The sequence below is a fragment of the Lysobacter enzymogenes genome (assembly GCF_017168095.1).
Classification (GTDB): domain Bacteria; phylum Pseudomonadota; class Gammaproteobacteria; order Xanthomonadales; family Xanthomonadaceae; genus Lysobacter; species Lysobacter enzymogenes_D.
In genome coordinates, this window is the sequence record NZ_LXSD01000595.1 from 19,731 (window position 1) to 37,523 (window position 17,793).

The window sequence follows — 17,793 nt, forward strand, 5'->3', positions numbered from 1 at the left end:
GAAGTATGGACGAATATGATCGACTTCTCGCTTCGCTGCCGGCGGACCAAGATTATTCGTTGATATTTGCGGGCATGAGCGCACCTGTCTTTTTTCATTACAGGCGAGTTCTCACGGATCCCGCGTACACAGATGAGAGCGAAAGTCTCCGGGCGATGTTCACGAAAAACGGCTGGATAAGCTTCTCGGCTGAAGGGGAGCGGCCGTTCAACTCTCTTCGGAAAATTTGCCGGCGTATCGATAGTGGCGCATTAAGTGATAATGAAGAATTTTTAGACGGGGAGTTAGTCGATATCGCATTTGCGGCGGCAGACACTCGTAACGTTCACGAGATTTATCAAATCTTGCCTAGGCGCGCCAAAGACATATTTGCCACGATGCTTCTTTCGTCAATCGACGGTTCGACCGATGGGGCTAGCGACGCGATAAAGGATATTGCTAAATCGCTCAAAGATAGCTTAGGGGGATGATTTGAGCGGCTCGATACCATTCACCTATTCATCAGGAAATTCTATTTCTATAGGCTGGTCAAGGTGTAGGCCGAATTGCTTGCGTAGACGAAACGCTTCGCTCGGATACTTCCGCCAATGCAAACCCACGACCGGCAACTGCAACACCTCCGGCCGAGACGAAGTCTTGATCCCGGTCGACACCGCCGGATCGTCCTCCATCTCGAAATACCGCGTCTCCAACCACTTGCGCCGATACACCTTCAGCCCGTGCTTGTTGCGGGTCATATAGGTCCGCCGCTTGAAGTAGTCGTGGACGATCTCGAGCGACACCACGCCCGGGCAGCGCGGGTGGCGTTCGAGAAAATCCAGGCAGAGCTCGAAGGTGTTGGGTTCGACCCAGTCGTCCGGGTCCAGTGAGCTGACGAACTCCGCGTCGCCGAGCTTGTAGGCGCGCACGCGCGCCTGGCCGATGTGGCCGGGGATGCCGTCGACGATGCGCAGGGTGCAGATGTCGGTCGGGATCGAGGCGATCGCCTGCGCTTTCCAGTCGGGACGCTCGGTGCCCAGCACCAGCATGTGTACGTCGATCTTGCTCACGGCCTTTCCCTGGATGCCGGTTCTTGCAGGTCAGCATCGCAGGCGGAAGGCTTATTTTCCATGCCTGAAAGGCAGATCTAACATGTTATTTCGTCTGGCAGCCAATCGTCGGACAGATCGACCTCGTCCGGCATCCGCGCATGCAGTCCCAGGCGTTTGCGGATGCGGAAGGCCTCGCTGGGATATTTGCGCCAGTATCGGCCGATCAGCGGCAGTTCGACGATCTCGGGCTTCATGGCGATGCGGATGTCGGTCGATTGCGCCGGGTCCGAAGCCATTTCTTCGTAATGGCGGGCGATCCAATCCCGGCGGTACAGTTTCAGGCCGTGCTTGCCGCGCGCTGGATAACAGCGGCGCGCGAAATAGTCGATCACGATTTCCCAGGTGGCGACGCCCGCGCATCGCGGCCGATGCCGCAAGAACTCCAGGCATTGCTCCACGGCGCCGGGCGCGAACCAGTCGTCAGGGTCGATGAAGCCGACCAAGGGCGCATTCCCTAATTGATAGGCGCGCACACGAGCCTGGCCGATGTGGCCGGGAACGCCGTCGACCACATGCAGCTTGCACAGGTCGGTCGGTACGGAGCGAACGGCCTGCTCCAACCAATCCGCTCGTTCGTTGCCGAGCACGAGCATGTGAATGTCGATCTGGCTCATCGAATGCAGTCTATCCGTGCGGAGAGATCGCCCATCGTCCCTGCCTGCCTCCCAACGCACCATCGGACCGGTCCGAATCTTCGATGCGCCCCCCGCAGCGCGGGCGTAACACTGCGATGCGTCGGCCAGTCGAAATGCGATGCGGCTCTCGTCCCGTGACGTGGGTCCGACGTCGATGCTTCGCTGTGGGCGACGATGTCGTCTCACAGGAACATCCCACAGCAAGGAGGTTGAACGATGCCGCAGTCTCTCGTTCGCGCGTCGCTGTTTTCCATCGCATGCCTGATCGCTCTGGCCGCACCCGCCGCGAATGCGGCCGAAGCCGACGCGCGCGCCGCTCCGACGCTCGCTGATCCGGTTCTGACGAACGCCCTGTCGCGCGACCTGGATATTTCGCCGGCCCAGTTGCCGCGGCTGCTGCGCGTGCAACGCCACGCTGGCGCCGAGGAGGCGCGCATCCGCCGCGAATTCGGCGAGGATTTCGCCGGCAGTTGGATCGAGCGCGCGCCGGATGGCGTGTCCCGGCTGGTCGTGGCGACTTCGGGGCGCCAGCGCGCCAGCGTTTCCTGTTCGGAGTTGTGCGGCAGCGTCGAAGTGCGCCAGGTCCGGTATCGCTGGAGTCGGCTGCAGGCTTCGAAGCAACGCCTGGACGAGGCGCTGAAATCGCGACGTATCGGTATCCACAAGCCGCTGCGCGGTATCCACACCTGGCATGTCGATCCGGTCAGCAACCGCGTCGTCGTCCGCATCGCCCGCGACGCCGGGCCGGAACTGGCCGATTTCATCGCCGCGAGCGGCGCCGACATCGATGCGATGCGTTTGGAATACATGGATGGCGTGCCCCAGCCGACCAACTGGATCTACGGCGGGATCTCGTACATCACCGCCTCCGGCGGCGGCTGCACCTCGGGCTTCGCCGCCTACAAGGCTGCGGCTCCCGGCGTGGTGACCGCCGGCCATTGCGGAACCGCGCCGGATCGGATCGACGTGGATTGGTCGGGCATCGGCAGGACCTACTTCGGCGTGTTCGAGAACTCCAGGTTCCCCGGTGCGGACCGGGGCTGGATCCGCTCGTCGGCCTCGTATGCCGTTTCGGCGCAGATCTACGACTGGAACGGCGGCTACATCGCCGTCAAAGGTTCGGCCGAGGCGCCGATCGGGGCGACGGTCTGCCGTGCCGGGCCGAAGACGGCATATCGCTGCGGGCAGATCACGGCCAAGCAAGTCACGGTGAATTATCCGATCGGCGCGCTCTACAACATGAGCGAGGGCAACAACTGTTCCGGCCTGGGCGATTCCGGCGGGCCGTGGATCGACCCGCTCGGGCAGGCGCAGGGCATCCAGTCCGGCAACAGCGGCGTATCCAGCGCCGGCCACAATTGCGACATGCCGGCGTCGCAGCGCAGATCCTGGTTCGATCCGATCAACCCGATCCTGAGCGAGTTCGGCCTGGTCCTGGCCGTGGGCTGATACGCGCCGATCATGCCGTAAGCGCAGCGGCCGCGGCGCGGCCGTTCCGCGCCGCTGCGTGTCGTGTCCACGGTTCTTCTTGTTCGACCGTCGCCGCGCGTGCGCCTGTCGCGCGTTGCCTATCGCACAGCCGCCACCGCATGCGCTCGGCAGCCGCGATGCGGCGGCGCATCAAAACGGCGCGCGCCGCAGAAGGCGCCGATCCGTATACGCCAATCCCGAGCCGCGATCCACGCGGCCCATGCTGCGCCGCCGCAAGGAATACGGCCGAGAAACCGCTTTCTCCTTGATGCCGGTAGCACTTTTGTCCAGATAATTGACAGCGCTGTCATGCGCGCGTCAAATCGCCCCGCAGCAACCAAGGGGGCGGGACGGGATCGGCCCGCCCGTGCATCGTGGAATCCTGGGGAGGAGTTTCGATGAAGCAAACGCGCGGCGCCGCCAAGCGCACTGTGTTGACGTCCGCATTGCTGTTGGCCCTGGGCCAGCCGGCGTATGCGCAAAGCACCGCACCGGCGGCCGAGGCCGGCGCCAACGCCCAGGCCGATGCGCCGGCGCAGGCGGGACAGCAGAGCCGGCCCGGCGCCGGCGACGACGCCAGGACGCTCGACGCCGTCGTCGTCACCGGCATCAAGGGCAGCCTGACCTCGTCGATGAACCTCAAGCGCGACGCCGAGGGCATCGTCGACGGCATCGTCGCCGAGGACATCGGCAAGTTCCCCGACACCAACCTGGCCGAGGCGCTGCAGCGCATCAGCGGCGTGTCGATCGACCGCAACGCCGGCGAAGGCTCGCGCGTGACCGTGCGCGGCGTCGGCCCCGACTTCAATCTGGTACTGCTCAACGGCCGGCAGATGCCGACCGCCACCGGCAGCCGCGCGTTCGAATTCAGCGATCTGGCCGCCGAATCGATTTCGGCGGTCGAGGTGTACAAGAGCAGCCGCGCCAGCACGCCCACCGGCGGCATCGGCGCCACCATCAACATCAAGACCGCGCGGCCGCTGGACAATCCCGGCGTGCACGCCAACGTCGGCGTCAAGGGCATCTGGGACACCTCCGACGACGATCTGCCGGGCGATCTCAAGGGCGATTCGGTCACCCCCGATGCCTCGGGCATCTTCAGCGCGACCTCGGCCGACGGCCGCTTCGGCATCGGCCTGAGCGCGAACTACCTCAAGCGCGAATCCGGCTCGGCCTCGGCCTTCGTGGCCTCCGGCAACGGCTGGCGGCCCTTCATCGACACGCCGCTGGCCAGCGGCGAAGGCGGCGGCTCGGCGCTGCCGCTGCCGGGCCAGCCGGGCTCGGAGAACATCACCAACCGGCCCGGCCCGACCGACGTCTACTCGATGCCGCAGAGCCTGGGCTACAGCGTCAACTCGGTGAAGCGCGAGCGCATCAACGGCCAGCTGACCCTGCAGTGGGCGCCGACCGACAACCTCACCACCACGCTCGACTACACCTATTCGCAGAACAAGATCGAGCAGATGCGCCACGACATGTCGGTGTGGCTGAACTTCACCCCGGGCCTGAGCTCGTGGACGAAGGGCTCGGGCTCCTCGCCGCTGATCTACGACGAGCGCTACAACGGCCTGTCCGACTTCGCCAACGGCGCCGGCAAGAGCGCGGTCAAGCGCGAGAACAAGTCGATCGGCCTCAACGTCGACTGGAAGCTCAGCGACGACTTCAACCTGAACTTCGACTACCACCGTTCCACCGCCGATTCCTCGCCCGACAGCCCCTACGGCTCGAACAACACCCTGGCCAGCGCCGGCTTCTTCCGCGCCGGCAACATCCTCGATTTCAGCCGCGATTTCCCGGTGCTGACCCTGCTGCTGCCCAACGGCATGAACGCGATCGACCCGGCGCAGATGCTGGTGACCGGCTCGGTGTTCCGCAACGAGCGCGAGCGCGCCGAAATCGAGCAGTTCCAGGCCAGCGGCGAGTACAAGTTCGGCGACTACAACAAGCTGAGCTTCGGCGTCGCCTCGACCGACTACAAGAACCGCTCGGCCTTCACCCACGTCCAGCTCGACACCTGGGGCGGTGCGACCAGCCCGAACGACTACCCCGACTCGGTCTGGCAGCTCGCCCACATGGGCGACTACTTCCGCGGCGTCGGCGGCGCCAACGATCCGCGTTTCACCGATGCGTTCTTCATCTTCGACTTCGACCGCGTGCGCCAGCTCGCCGAAGACGCCTGGGTCGCCAGCGGCAAGGGCGTGCGCGACGATTACCGCGCCTCGTTCGACTACACCGGCGCGGCGGTGCCCGGCAGCGCCGCCAACCGCACCGTCGGCGACAGCCGGGTGCGCGAGGAATCGCGCAGCTTCTACCTGCAGTGGAGCAGCACCTTCGACTGGAAGCTGCCGGTCAACGTCGCCGCCGGCGTGCGCTACGAGCGCACCAAGGTCAAGGCGTCGGCGCTGCAGCCGGCGCCGGTGGGCATCGACTGGGTCGCGGCCAACGAATTCATCATCCGCTATTCCGGCTCGCAGTTCCGCGAGCTCGACGGCGACTACAAGTATTGGCTGCCCAGCCTCGACGTCTCGGTGGACTTGAACGACAGCATGAAGCTGCGCGCCAGCTACGGCGAGTCGATCGGCCGGCCGAACTGGGGCAGCCTCAACCCGGCGCTGAGCGTCGGCGGCCAGGCGCGCTTCGACGGCGGCGGCGGCAGCGCCGGCAATCCGAACCTCAAGCCGCTGGAATCGCGCAACTTCGATCTGTCCTACGAGTGGTACTACGGCGAATCCAGCTATCTGTCGGCCGGCTACTTCCGCAAGAAGATCAACAACTTCATCGCCGACCAGGTGAGCAAGCAGACGCCGTATCCGGACCTGCACACGCCGTCGGGCGGCAACTACTGGAACGCGGCCATCTCCGCCGGCGGCTGCGCCAGCACCGACCGGCCGTGCATCCGCAACTACATCCTCAACACCTACAACGGCCAGCCCGGCGTGGTGAAGACCGGTGTGGATTCCAACGGCATGGCCACCGGCACGGTCAGCGGCCTCAGCGGCGATCCGGTGCTGGCGTTCAACATCACCCAGCCGGTCAACAACCGCTCCGATACCCTCGACGGCTGGGAGTTCAACATCCAGCACGTGTTCGGCCAGTCCGGCTTCGGCCTGTCGGCGAACTACACCATCGTCGACTCGGGCCTGACCTACAAGAACGGCAGCCTGGGCACCCAGTTCGCGATGACCGGCCTGAGCGACTCGGCCAACCTGGTCGCGTTCTACGAAAAGGGCCCGTGGCAGGCGCGCGCGGCGTACAACTGGCGCGATCAGTTCCTGACCAACCTGGGCGACGGCAAGGGCGCCAACCCGATCTATGTCGAGGCCTACGGCCAGCTCGACATGAACGTCAGCTACGCGGTGTCCGACAATCTGGTGTTCACGCTGGAAGGCATCAACGTGACCGACGAGACCATGCGTACGCGCGGCCGCAACAGCCGGCAGCTGTACTCGTTCGACCAGTACGGGCCGCGCTACATGTTCGGGGTGCGCTACAAGTTCTGATCGCGGCGCTCGCGCGGGGCCGCGCCGGCGCATCGCCGGCGGCGGCTGCGCGGAATCGACCGGGCCGGTCCGGCGACGCGCCGGACGGGCCGCTTCCGACCGGCCATCCGGCCGCGCGATATCCTCGCGCGGCCGGCCACGACCCTGGACATCGCGATGTCGCAAGCCGTTCTGCTCAACAACGTCGACCACCACGACTTGCGCGTGATCGTCGCGCGCGGCGCACGCTACGGCGACGACGAAATGCTGGCGCCGACCTTCTTCGGCGAATTCCGCGCGTTGCAGGCGCACTATCCCATCGTGTTCCAGCAGACCGCCGACGGCGGCTTCCGCTCGCTGGCGCTGCTGGGGCTGCGGCCGCGCGAGAACCTGTTTCTGCAAGACGATGCGCTCGAGCGCGATGCGCTCGCCGGCGCCGGCGAGCGCTGGGACGCGCACTACCTGCCGATGGCGATCGAGCGCCTGCCGTTCCTGATCGGCATCGCCGAAGACGAACCGATGCTGCACATCGACCTGGCGCATCCGCGCGTGGTGCGCGGCGAGGGCCGCGGCGGCGAGCCGTTGTTCCTCGAACACGGCGGCAGCAGCGAATTCCTGCAGCGCGCCGCCTCGCTGCTGCGCGCGCTGCACGACGGGCTGCGCGAGGAAGCCGGATTCATCGCCGCGCTGCGGCGCCTGCACCTGCTCGAGCCGTTCGCGCTCGACATCCGCCTGGACCAACACACCCAGCACCGTTTGTCCGGGTTCCACACCATCGACGAACGCGCGCTGCGCGCGCTCGGCGCGGCGGACCTGCATGCGCTGGCGCAAGCCGGCTACCTGGAAGCGATCTACATGGCGCTGGCGTCGCAGTCGCGACTGCGCGACCTGATCGAACGCCTGAGCCGCCGCCATGCTGCCGGCCGCTGAACCCATCGAGGAACTGCACGGCGTCGATGCGGCGGCGTTGCCCGAGCACGTGCTGACTTCGACTCGGCCCTATGTGCTGCGCGGCCTGGTCGCGCACTGGCCGCTGGCCCGCGCCGGGGCCGCGTCGATGCGCGAGGCGGCCGCCTATCTCGCCGGCTTCGCCAGCGATGCGCCGGCGACGGTCAGCGTCGCGCCGCCGGAAGCCGGCGGCCACATCGGCTATCGACCGGACCTGCTCGGCTTCGGCTTTGCCCAGCACAAGGCTTCGTTGCCGGCGGTGCTCGACGCGCTGCTGCGCTACGCCGACGATGCCGCGGCGCCGACCCTTTACCTCGGCTCGACCACGATCGACACCTGGCTGCCGGGCCTGCGCGAGCGCAACGACCTCGGCTTCGGCGCGCTGCAGCCGCTGGCCAGCATCTGGATCGGCAACCGCACCCGCATCCCCGCGCACCAGGACGTGCCCGACAACATCGCCTGCGTGGTCGCCGGCCGCCGCCGCGCGACGCTGTTTCCGCCGGAGCAGTTGCAGAACCTGTACATCGGCCCGCTCGACCGCACGCCGGCGGGTCAGGCGATCAGCCTGGTCGATTTCGACGCGCCGGACCTGCAGCGCTTTCCGCGCTTCGCCGAGGCGATGCGCCACGCCGTCAGCGCCGAACTCGGCCCGGGCGATGCGCTGCTGATCCCGAGCATGTGGTGGCACCGCATGCAGGCGCTGGATGCGTTCAACGTGCTGGTCAACTACTGGTGGCGGCAGTCGCCGCGCTGGATGGACACGCCGATGAACGCGCTGCTGCACGCGATCATGAGCGTGCGCGACCTGCCGCCGGCGCAGCGCGAGATCTGGCGCGAGGCGTTCCGCCACTACGTGTTCGACGCCGATGCGCAGACCGCCGCGCATATTCCCGAGGCCGTACGCGGCGTCCTTGCGCCGCTGGACGAGGCGCGCTCGCGCGAACTGCGCGCGCGGCTGCTGCAAGGTCTGAACCGTTGAGGAGCGTCATGCACGATACCAACGAATCCGCGGCTGGCCGGCCCGCGACACGCCGGCTCCGCTGCGGCGTACGCGCGGCCGCCGGTTTCGCCGCACTGGCGGCGGCGCTGTTGCTGGCGCCGCTGCCGGGCCGCGCCGAAGGCTTCCTGCGCGCGCAGGGCCCGCGCATCGTCGACGAGCGAGGCCGGCCGGTGATCCTGCGCGGCGTCGGCCTCGGCGGCTGGATGCTGCAGGAAGGCTATATGCTCGGCGTCAGCGGCCCTGGCATGCAGCACGCGATCCGCGCGCGCATCGCCGATCTGATCGGCGAGCAGGACACGCAAGCGTTCTACCGCGCCTGGCTCGACAACTACGTGACCAAGGACGATATCGACGCGCTCGCGGCCTGGGGCTTCAACTCGGTGCGCCTGCCGATGCACTACGAGCTCTACACCCTGCCGACGGCGCGCGAGCCGGTGCCGGGGCGGCAGACCTGGCGCGAGGACGGTTTCCGCCGCACCGACGAACTGATCGCCTGGGCCAAGGCCAACGGCATGTACGTGATCCTCGACCTGCACGCGGCGCCGGGCGGGCAGGGCAACGATCTCAACATCTCCGACCGCGACCCGGCGCAAGCGTCGCTGTGGGACGACGCGGCCCACCGCGACAAGACCGTGGCGCTGTGGCGGGAACTGGCCCGGCGCTACCGCGACGAGCCCGCGGTCGCCGGCTACGACCTCATCAACGAGCCCAACTGGGGCTTCGCCGACGCCGCCGACAAGCACGGCTGCAAGGAAACCGGCAACGCGCCGCTGCGCGAGCTGCTGGTGCGCATCAGCGCGGCGATCCGCGAAGTCGACCGGCGCCACCTGCTGATCGTCGAAGGCAACTGCTGGGGCAACAACTACCGCGGCGTGCTCGACGCCGGTTTGTGGGACGACAACCTGGTGTTGAGCTTCCACAAGTACTGGAACGGCACCGGCCGCGACAGCATCGCCGAGCACCTGGCCCTGCGCGAACGCTGGAACGTGCCGCTGTGGCTGGGCGAAACCGGCGAGAACTCCAACGACTGGTTCGCCCGTACCGTGGCGACGGTGGAAGGCGAGGGCATCGGCTGGGCCAACTGGCCGGTCAAGAAGCTGCGCTACAACAATCCGCTGCAGGTGATCGCCAATCCCGGTTACGAAAAGGTGCTGGCGTACTGGGAAGGCAAGGGCCCGCGGCCGCAACCCGCGCAGGCGCGCGAGGCGCTGCTGACCCTGGCCCGGCGCGACATCCGGTTCGAAAACAACCGCCAGCATCCCGACGTCGCCGATGCCTGGCTGCGCGCGCCGCACGACGACCGCAGCCTCCCATTCAAGCCGCACCGCATCGGCCGCGACGGCGGCGAACTGGCGGCGGCGGACTTCGACATGGGCCGCAACGGCGTGGCCTATTTCGACCACAGCGCGGCCAACGAGAGCGGCAAGCCCAACGCCGACTGGAACCCGTCGCAGCTGTACCGCAACGACGGCGTCGATCTGCTGCGCGATGGCGACGGCGAACGCGTGCGCGTGGCGATGCAGCCGGGCGAATGGCTCAAGTACACGATCCAGGCCGAGGCCGCCGGCGACTATGCGCTGAGCTGGCGCGGCAGCGGCGCGGGCGCGTTGCGGGTCCGGCTCAACGGCGATGCATTGGCGCCGTTCGAGGCGGATCGAGCGCAGCGGGCGACATTGCAGCGCGGACGCAACACGCTGGTGCTCGAAGCGGTATCGGGCGCGCCGGAGCCGGCGGCGCTGCGGTTCGCGCCGGCCGCCGCGCGGGTGCGCTGATGCGCGTGCTGGTCAGCGACATCGGCGGCACCAACGCGCGCTTCGCCATCGCCGAACTGGCGCGCGGCGAGCGGCTGCTGCACGAGAGCGTGCGCGAGTACGCGGCCGCCGACTTCGCCAGCGCGGCCGAGGCCGCGCGGCATTTCCTCGACGAACTGGGCGAGCGCGCCGACGCCGCGGTGTTCGCCGTGGCCGGGCGGGTGCGCTTCGAGGAAGCGCGCATCACCAACCATCCCTGGCAGATCCGCGCGCCGGAGATCGGCTCGGCGCTGGGCACGCCGCGGATCGCGCTGATCAACGACTTCGCTGCGCAGGCGATGGCGATCTCGCGGTTGCGCGCGGACGACGTGGTCGCGGTCGGCGCGGTCGGCTGGCCCGGTTTCGACATGGGCGCGGCGCAGACTTATGCGGTGATCGGCCCGGGCACCGGCCTGGGCGTGGGTGGGCTGCTGGTGCGCAACGGCCGCTGTTTCGCGCTGGAGACCGAGGGCGGCCACGCCGGTTTCGCGCCGTCGCGGCCGCGCGATCTGCAGGTGCTGGAATGCCTGATGCGGCGCTACGGGCGGGTGTCGTGCGAGCGCCTGGTGTCGGGTCCGGGATTGGCGAATCTTTACGCCGCGGTGTGCGAGCTCGACGGCGTCGCCGCGCAGCCGTGGTCGCCGGCGCAGATCAACGCCCAGGCCGCGGCCGGCGACGCGCGCTGCCGGCATGCGGTGGAACTGTTCTGCGCCGCGTTCGGCTCGATGGCCGGCGACCTGGTGCTGACCCTGGGCGCGTGGGACGGCGTATTCCTCGCCGGCGGCGTGGTGCCGAAACTGCTCGACGCGCTGCGGACCGACAGCTTCCGCGCCGCGTTCGAAGCCAAGGGCCGGTTCGCGCCGGCGATGGCCGAAGTGCCGTCGCTGGCGGTGGTGCACGCGTGCTCGGGTTTGCTCGGCGCGGCGGCGCATGCGGCGGAGACTTACGACAGCGCGTCGGCCTAGCGCGCACGTGCGGCGATGCGATCGATGCCGATCGCATCCCGTGCGCGCCGCCGTCGCGGCCCGCACGGGACACGGACGCCGCGACGGATGCCGTGCACGGCATCGCCGCGGCGTTGCGGTCATCCGCTCAACGCGGACGCCGCGAATGGGTTCAGCCGCCGATCGGCACGAAGTGGCAGTACTCCACCACGACCGTGTTGCCGCTGGAATACCACGACTGCAGCTGCGAATCGCAGTATTCCTGGGTCGAGGCGACGATGTCGGCGTACTTCCAGGTCAGGTAGCGGCCGTCGGGTGCGGTGCCCGGCGCGAGGTACTTCACCCGCGCCTGCCAGGTGCCGGCGGTTTGCGGCGGTTGCGGCTGGGTGCCGATGCCGCCGGGCGGCGCGGCGACGGCGGCGCCGGCCAGGGCTAGGCCGAGCAGAACGGCGCAGAGTCGGGCGGGCAACAAGGTCGTCAATGACTGCTTCATGGATGCTCCTTGGTTCGTGTGGCGATCGAACGGGCAGCGCGGTCGCTGCTCCGGCGGGCGCAACCGGCGAAGCGCCGGTGCGCCGCGCAACCAAGGTGAACGCAGTCGGGGCGGGCAGGGAGCGGGAAGGCGCCGGCTTTCGGATGGACGCGCGCGCGCGGCGTACCAGCGGAGCGTGGACGGCCGGACGCGGGCGCCGGATGTTGCGCTTGCGATACACGCTGGCGATGGAACCTGCGCGCGGAGAACATCTCGCGGCGCCCCGGCGTGGGCGCGGACGGCTCAGCCCGGCTCGATGCGGCGCCCGCCCACATAGACCTCGGCCACGCGCAACTGCGCGTCCAGCACCACCAGGTCGGCGCGCGCGCCCGGTGCGAGCCGGCCGCGATCGCTCAATCCGAGGTAGTCGGCCGGGAACGTGGAGACGCGCTGCGCGGCGTCGGCCAGGTCCAGCCCCACTTCGACCAGATTGCGCAGCGCCTGATCCATGGTCAGCGCGCTGCCGGCCAGCGAACCGCTGGCCAGGCGCACGCAGCCCAGGCACTTGTGCACGCGCTGCGAGCCCAGCGCGTATTCGCCGTCGGGCATGCCGGTGGCGGCGGTGGCGTCGGTGACCGCGTACAGGCGCGGGATCGCGCGCAGGGCCAGGCGGATCGCGCCGGGATGCACGTGCTGCAGGTCGGGAATCAGCTCGGCGTATTCGGCGTGGGCCAATGCGGCCGCGGCGATGCCGGGCTTGTAGTGGTCGACGCCGGTCATGCCGTTGAACAGATGGGTGAAGCCGGACGCGCCGGCGCGCAACGCGGCCAGGCCTTGTTCGTAAGTGCCGGCGCTGTGGCCGAGCTGGACGCGGATGCCGAGCGCGCACAGCGCCGGGATCAGCTCGGTGTGGCGGCCGATCTCCGGCGCCAGGGTCAGCACCCGGATCGGCGCCAGCGCGTGCAGGCGCTGCACCGATTCGAGCGTGGCTTCCACCGTCAGCGGCGGTTGCGCGCCGAGCCGGTGCGGGCTGATGAAGGGGCCTTCCAGGTGCACGCCGAGGATCTGCGCCGCATCCGCGTCGGGCGCGGCGATGACCGCGGCGAGGCCGCGCAGCGCCGCGGCGATGTCGTCCTCGGCCGCGGTCATGGTGGTGCCGAGCAAGGCGGTGGTGCCGTAGCGGACGTGGGCGCGCGCGATCGTGCGCGCGACATCGGAGCCCTGCATCAGGTCGACGCCGGCGGCGCCGTGCACGTGCAGGTCGATGAAGCCGGGCAGGACGATGCGCTCGTCGGCGTCGCCGCGCGCGCCGTCGTCTTCGATGCGTTCGATCCGCGCGCCGAAATCGATGCGGCCGCGGCGCCAGCCGGCGGGGGTGAGGATGCGGCCCTGCAGGGCGCTGGATTCGGTCACGGCAACGGCTCGGCGATGATGACTTCGATGCCCAGCCGCAGCAGCCCCTCGCGGTAGCGCTCGTCGATGCCGGGGTCGGTGATGATGGCGTGGATCTGGTCGAGCCGGGCGATGCGGTGCAGGCTGACCCGGCCGAACTTGGAGGCGTCGGTCAGCACCACGATCCGGCGCGCGCGCTCGACCATGCGGTGGTTGAGGCGGGCTTCGGCCTCGTCGTGGGTGGTCAGGCCGAACTGCAGGTCCAGGCCGTCCACGCCGAGGAACAAGGTGTCGAAGCTGTAGGCGTTGAGGCTGGCCTCGGCTTGGCTGCCCTGCAGCGACAGCGACTGCTTGCGCAGCAGGCCGCCGCTGAGCAGCACTTCCACGCCGGGCGCGTTGGCCAGTTCCCAGGCGATGTTGAGGCCGTTGGTCATCACCGTGACGTCGCGATGGCCGCGCAGGTGGCGGGCCAGGGTCATGGTGGTGGAGCCCGAGTCGATGATGATGTTCTCGCCGGCCTGCACCAGCTGCGCGGCACGCGCGCCGATGCGCTCCTTCAGCGGCAGGTTCAGCGCATCCTTCTCATGGATGTCCTGCTCCTGCGGCGGCGTGCGCACCAGGGTCGCGCCGCCGTGGGTGCGGGTGGCCAGGCCTTGCGATTCGATGTGGCTGAGGTCGGCGCGGATGGTCACCGCCGACACCTCGAAGCGTTCGACCAGCTCGGCCACCTGCACCGAGCCGCGTTCGATCAGGCACTGCAGGATCTGCTGCCGGCGGGATCGGGTATTGCGCATGGCCATCGGCGGGTCCGCGGTGAAAGCCCAAGATTATCCGTATTAGCCGTTCGCCGCCGCTGCCGGGCGCGCGCCGGCGGCGTTGGCGGCGCAGGCGCGGGCGTATTCGTCCAGGCACAGGCCGATGCGGTGGCGCACCAGGGCTTCCGGCGACTGGGCCAGCGCGCCGGCGCGCACCGCGCGGTACTGCTCGGGCAGGTACTGGCTGAGCAGGAACAGCGGCGCCGGATGCGCGCGCAGGTTGTCGAACAGGCGCTGCACCGCGGCCACCAGCGCCGGCTCGCCCCAGTAATAGCGGCAGCGGTCGCTGAGCGCGTAGGCGCGCAGCAGGCGCAGCTCGTTGTCGTCGCCGTGGTAGTGCTGCTGCCAATGCTTGGGTTGCTCGAGCATGCAGCGTTCCAGCACTTGCGGCAGGTCCGAGCGCTGGCTTGGCGGCAGCAGTTCGGCCTCGATCGCCGCGAGCGCGAACAGCGCTTCGCGATAGGCGAAGGTCGCCGCCGGGCCGACCTTGAGGATGGCGAAGTGATCGCGCACCAGCGCGTGCAGGCCGTCTTCGCGCTGGTAATCGGTGGAATGCGCTTCGAACACGATGCGCGGCTGGCGTTCGAGGAAATCGGCCAGGGCGCGCGCGGCGGCCGGGTCGTAGTCGTGCACGCTGCTGTGGTCGAAATCGACGCCCGGCTGCACCACCATCGCGATCACCCGTTCCCAGGCCGCGGCCAGGTCCGGCGCGGCGAAGGCCTCGCGGTGAATCGCCAGGGTCTGTTCGGCCGCCTGCGGCGTGGTCACCTGCAGCCCGCCGGCCAGCGAGGCTTCGCCGCCGGGCACCGGCACCTCGGTGCCGATCACGTACACCGGCGCCGGCAGGCCGTGCGCGGCGGCGGTGCGTTCGGCGATGCGCGCCAGCTCGGCCGAGCGCGCGGCGACGGTCGCGTCGGGCAGCGGGGTCGGGTCGTCGGCGCAGGACATGCTGCAGTCGAGATGGATCTTGTGGAAACCGGCGGCGACGTAGGCCTCGATCAGCACCCGCGCATGCGCCATCGCTTCCTCGGCCGGCCGCTTCTGCCACGCGTTGGGGCCGAGGTGGTCGCCGCCGAGCACCAGCCGCTCGCTCGGGAAGCCTTCTTCGCGCGCCAGCCGCAGCACGTAGTCGCGGTACTGCGGCGGGGTCATGCCGGTGTAGCCGCCGAACTGGTCGACCTGGTTCGAGGTCGCCTCGATCAGCAGCAAGGTGTCGTGGCGGCGCGCCACGTCCATCGCCGCGCGCAGCACCAGTTCGTTGCTGCAGCACACGCTGTACAGGCCGACGCTGCGGCCTTGGCGGTGGGAAGCGATCAGCGATTGCACGGGCGACATGGGCGGAACTCCAGCGAAGGCGGATTAAAAACCGGAACGATTCAAGACAGCGCGAGCAGGGCGGCGCCGCGCGCGCCGCCGGCATCGCCGAAGCGCGGCGGCACGATCGGCGGCACCTGCACGCCGGCGAACAGATGCGCGCAGATCGCCGCGGGCAAGGCGTCGTACAACGGCGCGTGCTGCGACAAGCCGCCGCCGAGCACGATCACATGCGGGTCCAAGGCGAGGATCAACGCCGCCAGACTGTGGCCGAGCAGATCCAGGTGGATCGCCCGCACCTGCTGCGCGCGCGCCTCGCCGGCATCGGCGTTCGCGAGCACCGCGCCGGCCTCGGCGGCCTCGCCGCCGAAATGGCGGTACAGCGCGACCAGCCCGCTGCCGGAGACGTAACGCTCGACGCAGCCGCGCAGGCCGCAGGCGCAGTCCAGCACCGGCAGGCCGTGGCGTTGCAGCAGATGCGCCGGCACGCTCCAGTGGCCCCATTCGCCGGCGATGCCGTTGAAGCCGGCGATCAGCCGGCCGCCCAGGCAATAGCCGCCGCCCGCGCCGGTGCCGAGGATCGCGCCGAACATGCTCGGATAGCCGTGCGCGGCGCCGCCGTGCGCTTCCGACAGGGCGAAGCATTGCAGGTCGTTGCCGAAGAACAGCGGCCGGCGCAGCCGCGCCTGCAGGTCCGCGGCCACGCTGCGCCCGGTCAATGCAGGCACGTTGGCGCTGAGCTGGCGGCCGCTGCGGCGGTCGCGCACGCCGGGCAGGGCGATGCCGACCGCGGCGCCCGCCTGCGCGAGTTGCGCATCGGCATCGGCGAGCAGGCTCTCCAGCGCGGCGAGGAAACCCTCGTAATCGCCCTGCGGCGTGGCGATGCGGCGGCGGTGCAGCACCTCGCGCGTCGCCGCATCGCAGACGGCCAGTTCGATCTTGGTGCCGCCGATGTCGATGCCGTAACCGACGGCGGCGCGCGCAGGTTCAGCCATGACGATCAGCCCTGATGGATGGTGACGCCCTTGACCACGCGGTTGACGGTGCCGTCGGGGAACGGATTGTCCGGAGTCAGGCCGAGCGCGGCGGAGCGCTGCAAGGCGTAGATCTGGGCGAAGCTCAGCCACACCGGCGCCAGCCAGGCATCGTCGAGCGGCGGCACCCGCAGCGTATGCTCGTCGTCGCCGCCGATGTCCGAATGCGGGCCGATCGCCAGCACCTGCCCGGCCACGCCGTCGCGGCGCAGTTCGTCGAGCAGGTCTTGTTCGTAGCGGCGCGCCAATGCGTGGGCGCTACGGATCACCACCACCAGGGTGTCGCCGTCGAGGGTCGACTTGGGGCCGTGACGGAAGCCGAGCGGGGTGTTGGCCAGCGCCAGCACCTGTCCGGCGGTGAGTTCGAGCACCTTCAGCGCGGCCTCGCGCGCCAGCGCTTCCAGCGGGCCGCTGGCCAGATAGATGACGCGGTCGAACGGGCGCTGCGCCAGCGCGCCGGCGGCCGCGCCCCACTGGGCGAGGCCTTCGCGCGCGAGCGCGGCGGCCTGGCGCAGATGCTCCAGGCGCTGCGGCCACGGCGCGGCGTCGAACACGCACAGCGCCGCCAGCAGCATGCAGCTCAGGCTGCTGGTCATGGCGAAGGCGCGGTCGCAGCTCGCCGCCGGCATCAGCACGGTGCAGGTGTCCTCGCGCCCGGCCCCGCGGCGCGCGAGTTCGCCGTCGGGATTGCAGGTGATGTCGAGGAAGCGCGCATCGTCGACCTGCGCGCGCAGCAGTTCGACCGCGGCCACGCTCTCCGGGCTGGAGCCGCTGCGCGCGAACGACACCAGCAGGGTCGGGCGGTCGCGCTGCAGGTACAGCGCCGGATGGGTCAGCAGGCTGGTGGTGTGCACGGCGCGCACCTCGGCCGGCCACTGCGCGTTGATGCGGTCGGCGACCATGTCGGCGATGAAGCCCGAGCTGCCGGCGCCGGTGAACAGCACGCGCTGGTTCGGATCGTTGAGGCGGTCGCCGAGGAAGGCCTGCACGCGTTCGCGCGCCTGCGCGAGGTCGTGCGCCAGGTGTTCCCACAACGCCGGCTGCTGGGCGATCTCGGCGGCGGTGTCGGCTCCGCCCAGGCGCTGCCAGGCGTACGAATCGGAAAGCGGAGTGGCGTCCATGAAAGATTCCTGTTGAGCGACGGCACGATCTGCGTTTTCTTTCGGAAAGTCAATTATCGAAAGTAAAACAAAAGAAATTGCCCGAGCAGGCTTCGGGTACGGGCGGGCCGCGATAAAGCGAAAGCTGGAGCGAAGATGGCTTTCGTTAAGTGCTTAACGGGGATTCTGCGGCGGTTTGGAAAGTATTGCATTGCACAAACTTTCGTTTTGTCGAAGAAATTCTTCCTTTTTCCTTTCAATTTATTGACAGGTTTCGAAACCCTGGCCTAGAGTCGGCCGCACTCGCTG

Annotated in this window: 15 protein-coding genes; 7 read left to right on the plus strand and 8 right to left on the minus strand. The window is 68.9% G+C overall.

The annotated features are described in order from the left end of the window. The first annotated feature begins 5 nt into the window (after nucleotides 1-5). Nucleotides 6-470, plus strand: coding sequence for a hypothetical protein (locus A7A76_RS23150; protein ID WP_206413518.1), 465 nt, complete (start codon nucleotides 6-8; stop codon nucleotides 468-470). Between the two features lie 24 nt (nucleotides 471-494). Here the strand turns inward: A7A76_RS23150 and A7A76_RS23155 are convergent, their stop codons facing one another. Both A7A76_RS23155 and A7A76_RS23160 read right to left on the minus strand, forming a co-directional pair. Next, a complete protein-coding gene (locus tag A7A76_RS23155; protein WP_206413519.1) occupies nucleotides 495-1,049 on the minus strand; it encodes a glycosyltransferase family A protein in 555 nt (184 codons plus the stop codon). A gap of 77 nt (nucleotides 1,050-1,126) precedes the next feature. Continuing rightward, nucleotides 1,127-1,705 carry a glycosyltransferase family A protein gene (locus tag A7A76_RS23160; protein ID WP_206413520.1) on the minus strand — a complete coding sequence of 193 codons (579 nt, stop codon included), beginning with the start codon at nucleotides 1,703-1,705 and terminating at the stop codon, nucleotides 1,127-1,129. Between the two features lie 237 nt (nucleotides 1,706-1,942). Between A7A76_RS23160 and A7A76_RS23165 the strand changes: the two genes are divergently transcribed. From A7A76_RS23165 to glk, 6 genes are all read left to right on the plus strand, one after another. Next, nucleotides 1,943-3,175: a S1 family peptidase gene (locus A7A76_RS23165; RefSeq protein ID WP_206413521.1), complete on the plus strand. Its 1,233-nt coding sequence runs from the start codon at nucleotides 1,943-1,945 to the stop codon at nucleotides 3,173-3,175. A 419-nt stretch (nucleotides 3,176-3,594) separates the two neighbouring features. Further along, nucleotides 3,595-6,696: a TonB-dependent receptor gene (locus A7A76_RS23170; protein ID WP_206413522.1), complete on the plus strand. Its 3,102-nt coding sequence runs from the start codon at nucleotides 3,595-3,597 to the stop codon at nucleotides 6,694-6,696. A 156-nt stretch (nucleotides 6,697-6,852) separates the two neighbouring features. Next, a complete protein-coding gene (locus A7A76_RS23175) occupies nucleotides 6,853-7,605 on the plus strand; it encodes a SapC family protein (protein ID WP_206413523.1) in 753 nt (250 codons plus the stop codon). Continuing rightward, nucleotides 7,589-8,602: a cupin-like domain-containing protein gene (locus tag A7A76_RS23180; RefSeq protein ID WP_428995225.1), complete on the plus strand. Its 1,014-nt coding sequence runs from the start codon at nucleotides 7,589-7,591 to the stop codon at nucleotides 8,600-8,602. Before A7A76_RS23175 ends, A7A76_RS23180 begins: the two co-directional genes overlap by 17 nt. Nucleotides 8,603-8,610: 8 nt before the next feature. Further along, complete coding sequence (locus tag A7A76_RS23185) at nucleotides 8,611-10,395, plus strand: cellulase family glycosylhydrolase (protein WP_206413524.1); 1,785 nt, start codon at nucleotides 8,611-8,613, stop codon at nucleotides 10,393-10,395. Then, nucleotides 10,395-11,378, plus strand: coding sequence for a glucokinase (gene glk / locus A7A76_RS23190; RefSeq protein ID WP_206413525.1), 984 nt, complete (start codon nucleotides 10,395-10,397; stop codon nucleotides 11,376-11,378). The genes A7A76_RS23185 and glk overlap by 1 nt, the downstream gene beginning before the upstream one ends. A 151-nt stretch (nucleotides 11,379-11,529) precedes the next feature. Here glk and A7A76_RS23195 read toward each other — a convergent pair whose 3' ends face one another. From A7A76_RS23195 to A7A76_RS23220, 6 genes are all read right to left on the minus strand, one after another. Next, the gene (locus tag A7A76_RS23195) at nucleotides 11,530-11,850 is read right to left on the minus strand and encodes a hypothetical protein (protein WP_206413526.1); all 321 of its coding nucleotides are present in this window, start codon (nucleotides 11,848-11,850) and stop codon (nucleotides 11,530-11,532) included. 282 nt (nucleotides 11,851-12,132) lie between these two features. Beyond that, the gene (nagA, locus tag A7A76_RS23200) at nucleotides 12,133-13,242 is read right to left on the minus strand and encodes an N-acetylglucosamine-6-phosphate deacetylase (RefSeq protein WP_206413527.1); all 1,110 of its coding nucleotides are present in this window, start codon (nucleotides 13,240-13,242) and stop codon (nucleotides 12,133-12,135) included. Beyond that, a complete protein-coding gene (locus A7A76_RS23205) occupies nucleotides 13,239-14,015 on the minus strand; it encodes a DeoR family transcriptional regulator (protein ID WP_206413528.1) in 777 nt (258 codons plus the stop codon). The genes nagA and A7A76_RS23205 overlap by 4 nt, the downstream gene beginning before the upstream one ends. Before the next feature lie 42 nt (nucleotides 14,016-14,057). Next, complete coding sequence (locus tag A7A76_RS23210) at nucleotides 14,058-15,371, minus strand: D-tagatose-bisphosphate aldolase, class II, non-catalytic subunit (RefSeq protein ID WP_206413529.1); 1,314 nt, start codon at nucleotides 15,369-15,371, stop codon at nucleotides 14,058-14,060. A 41-nt stretch (nucleotides 15,372-15,412) separates the two neighbouring features. Then, on the minus strand, nucleotides 15,413-16,345 hold the full coding sequence (locus A7A76_RS23215; protein ID WP_206413530.1) for an ROK family protein: 933 nt from the start codon (nucleotides 16,343-16,345) through the stop codon (nucleotides 15,413-15,415). Nucleotides 16,346-16,350: 5 nt separating this feature from the next. Then, nucleotides 16,351-17,505 carry an SIS domain-containing protein gene (locus A7A76_RS23220; RefSeq protein ID WP_206413531.1) on the minus strand — a complete coding sequence of 385 codons (1,155 nt, stop codon included), beginning with the start codon at nucleotides 17,503-17,505 and terminating at the stop codon, nucleotides 16,351-16,353. Nucleotides 17,506-17,793 lie beyond the last annotated feature (288 nt).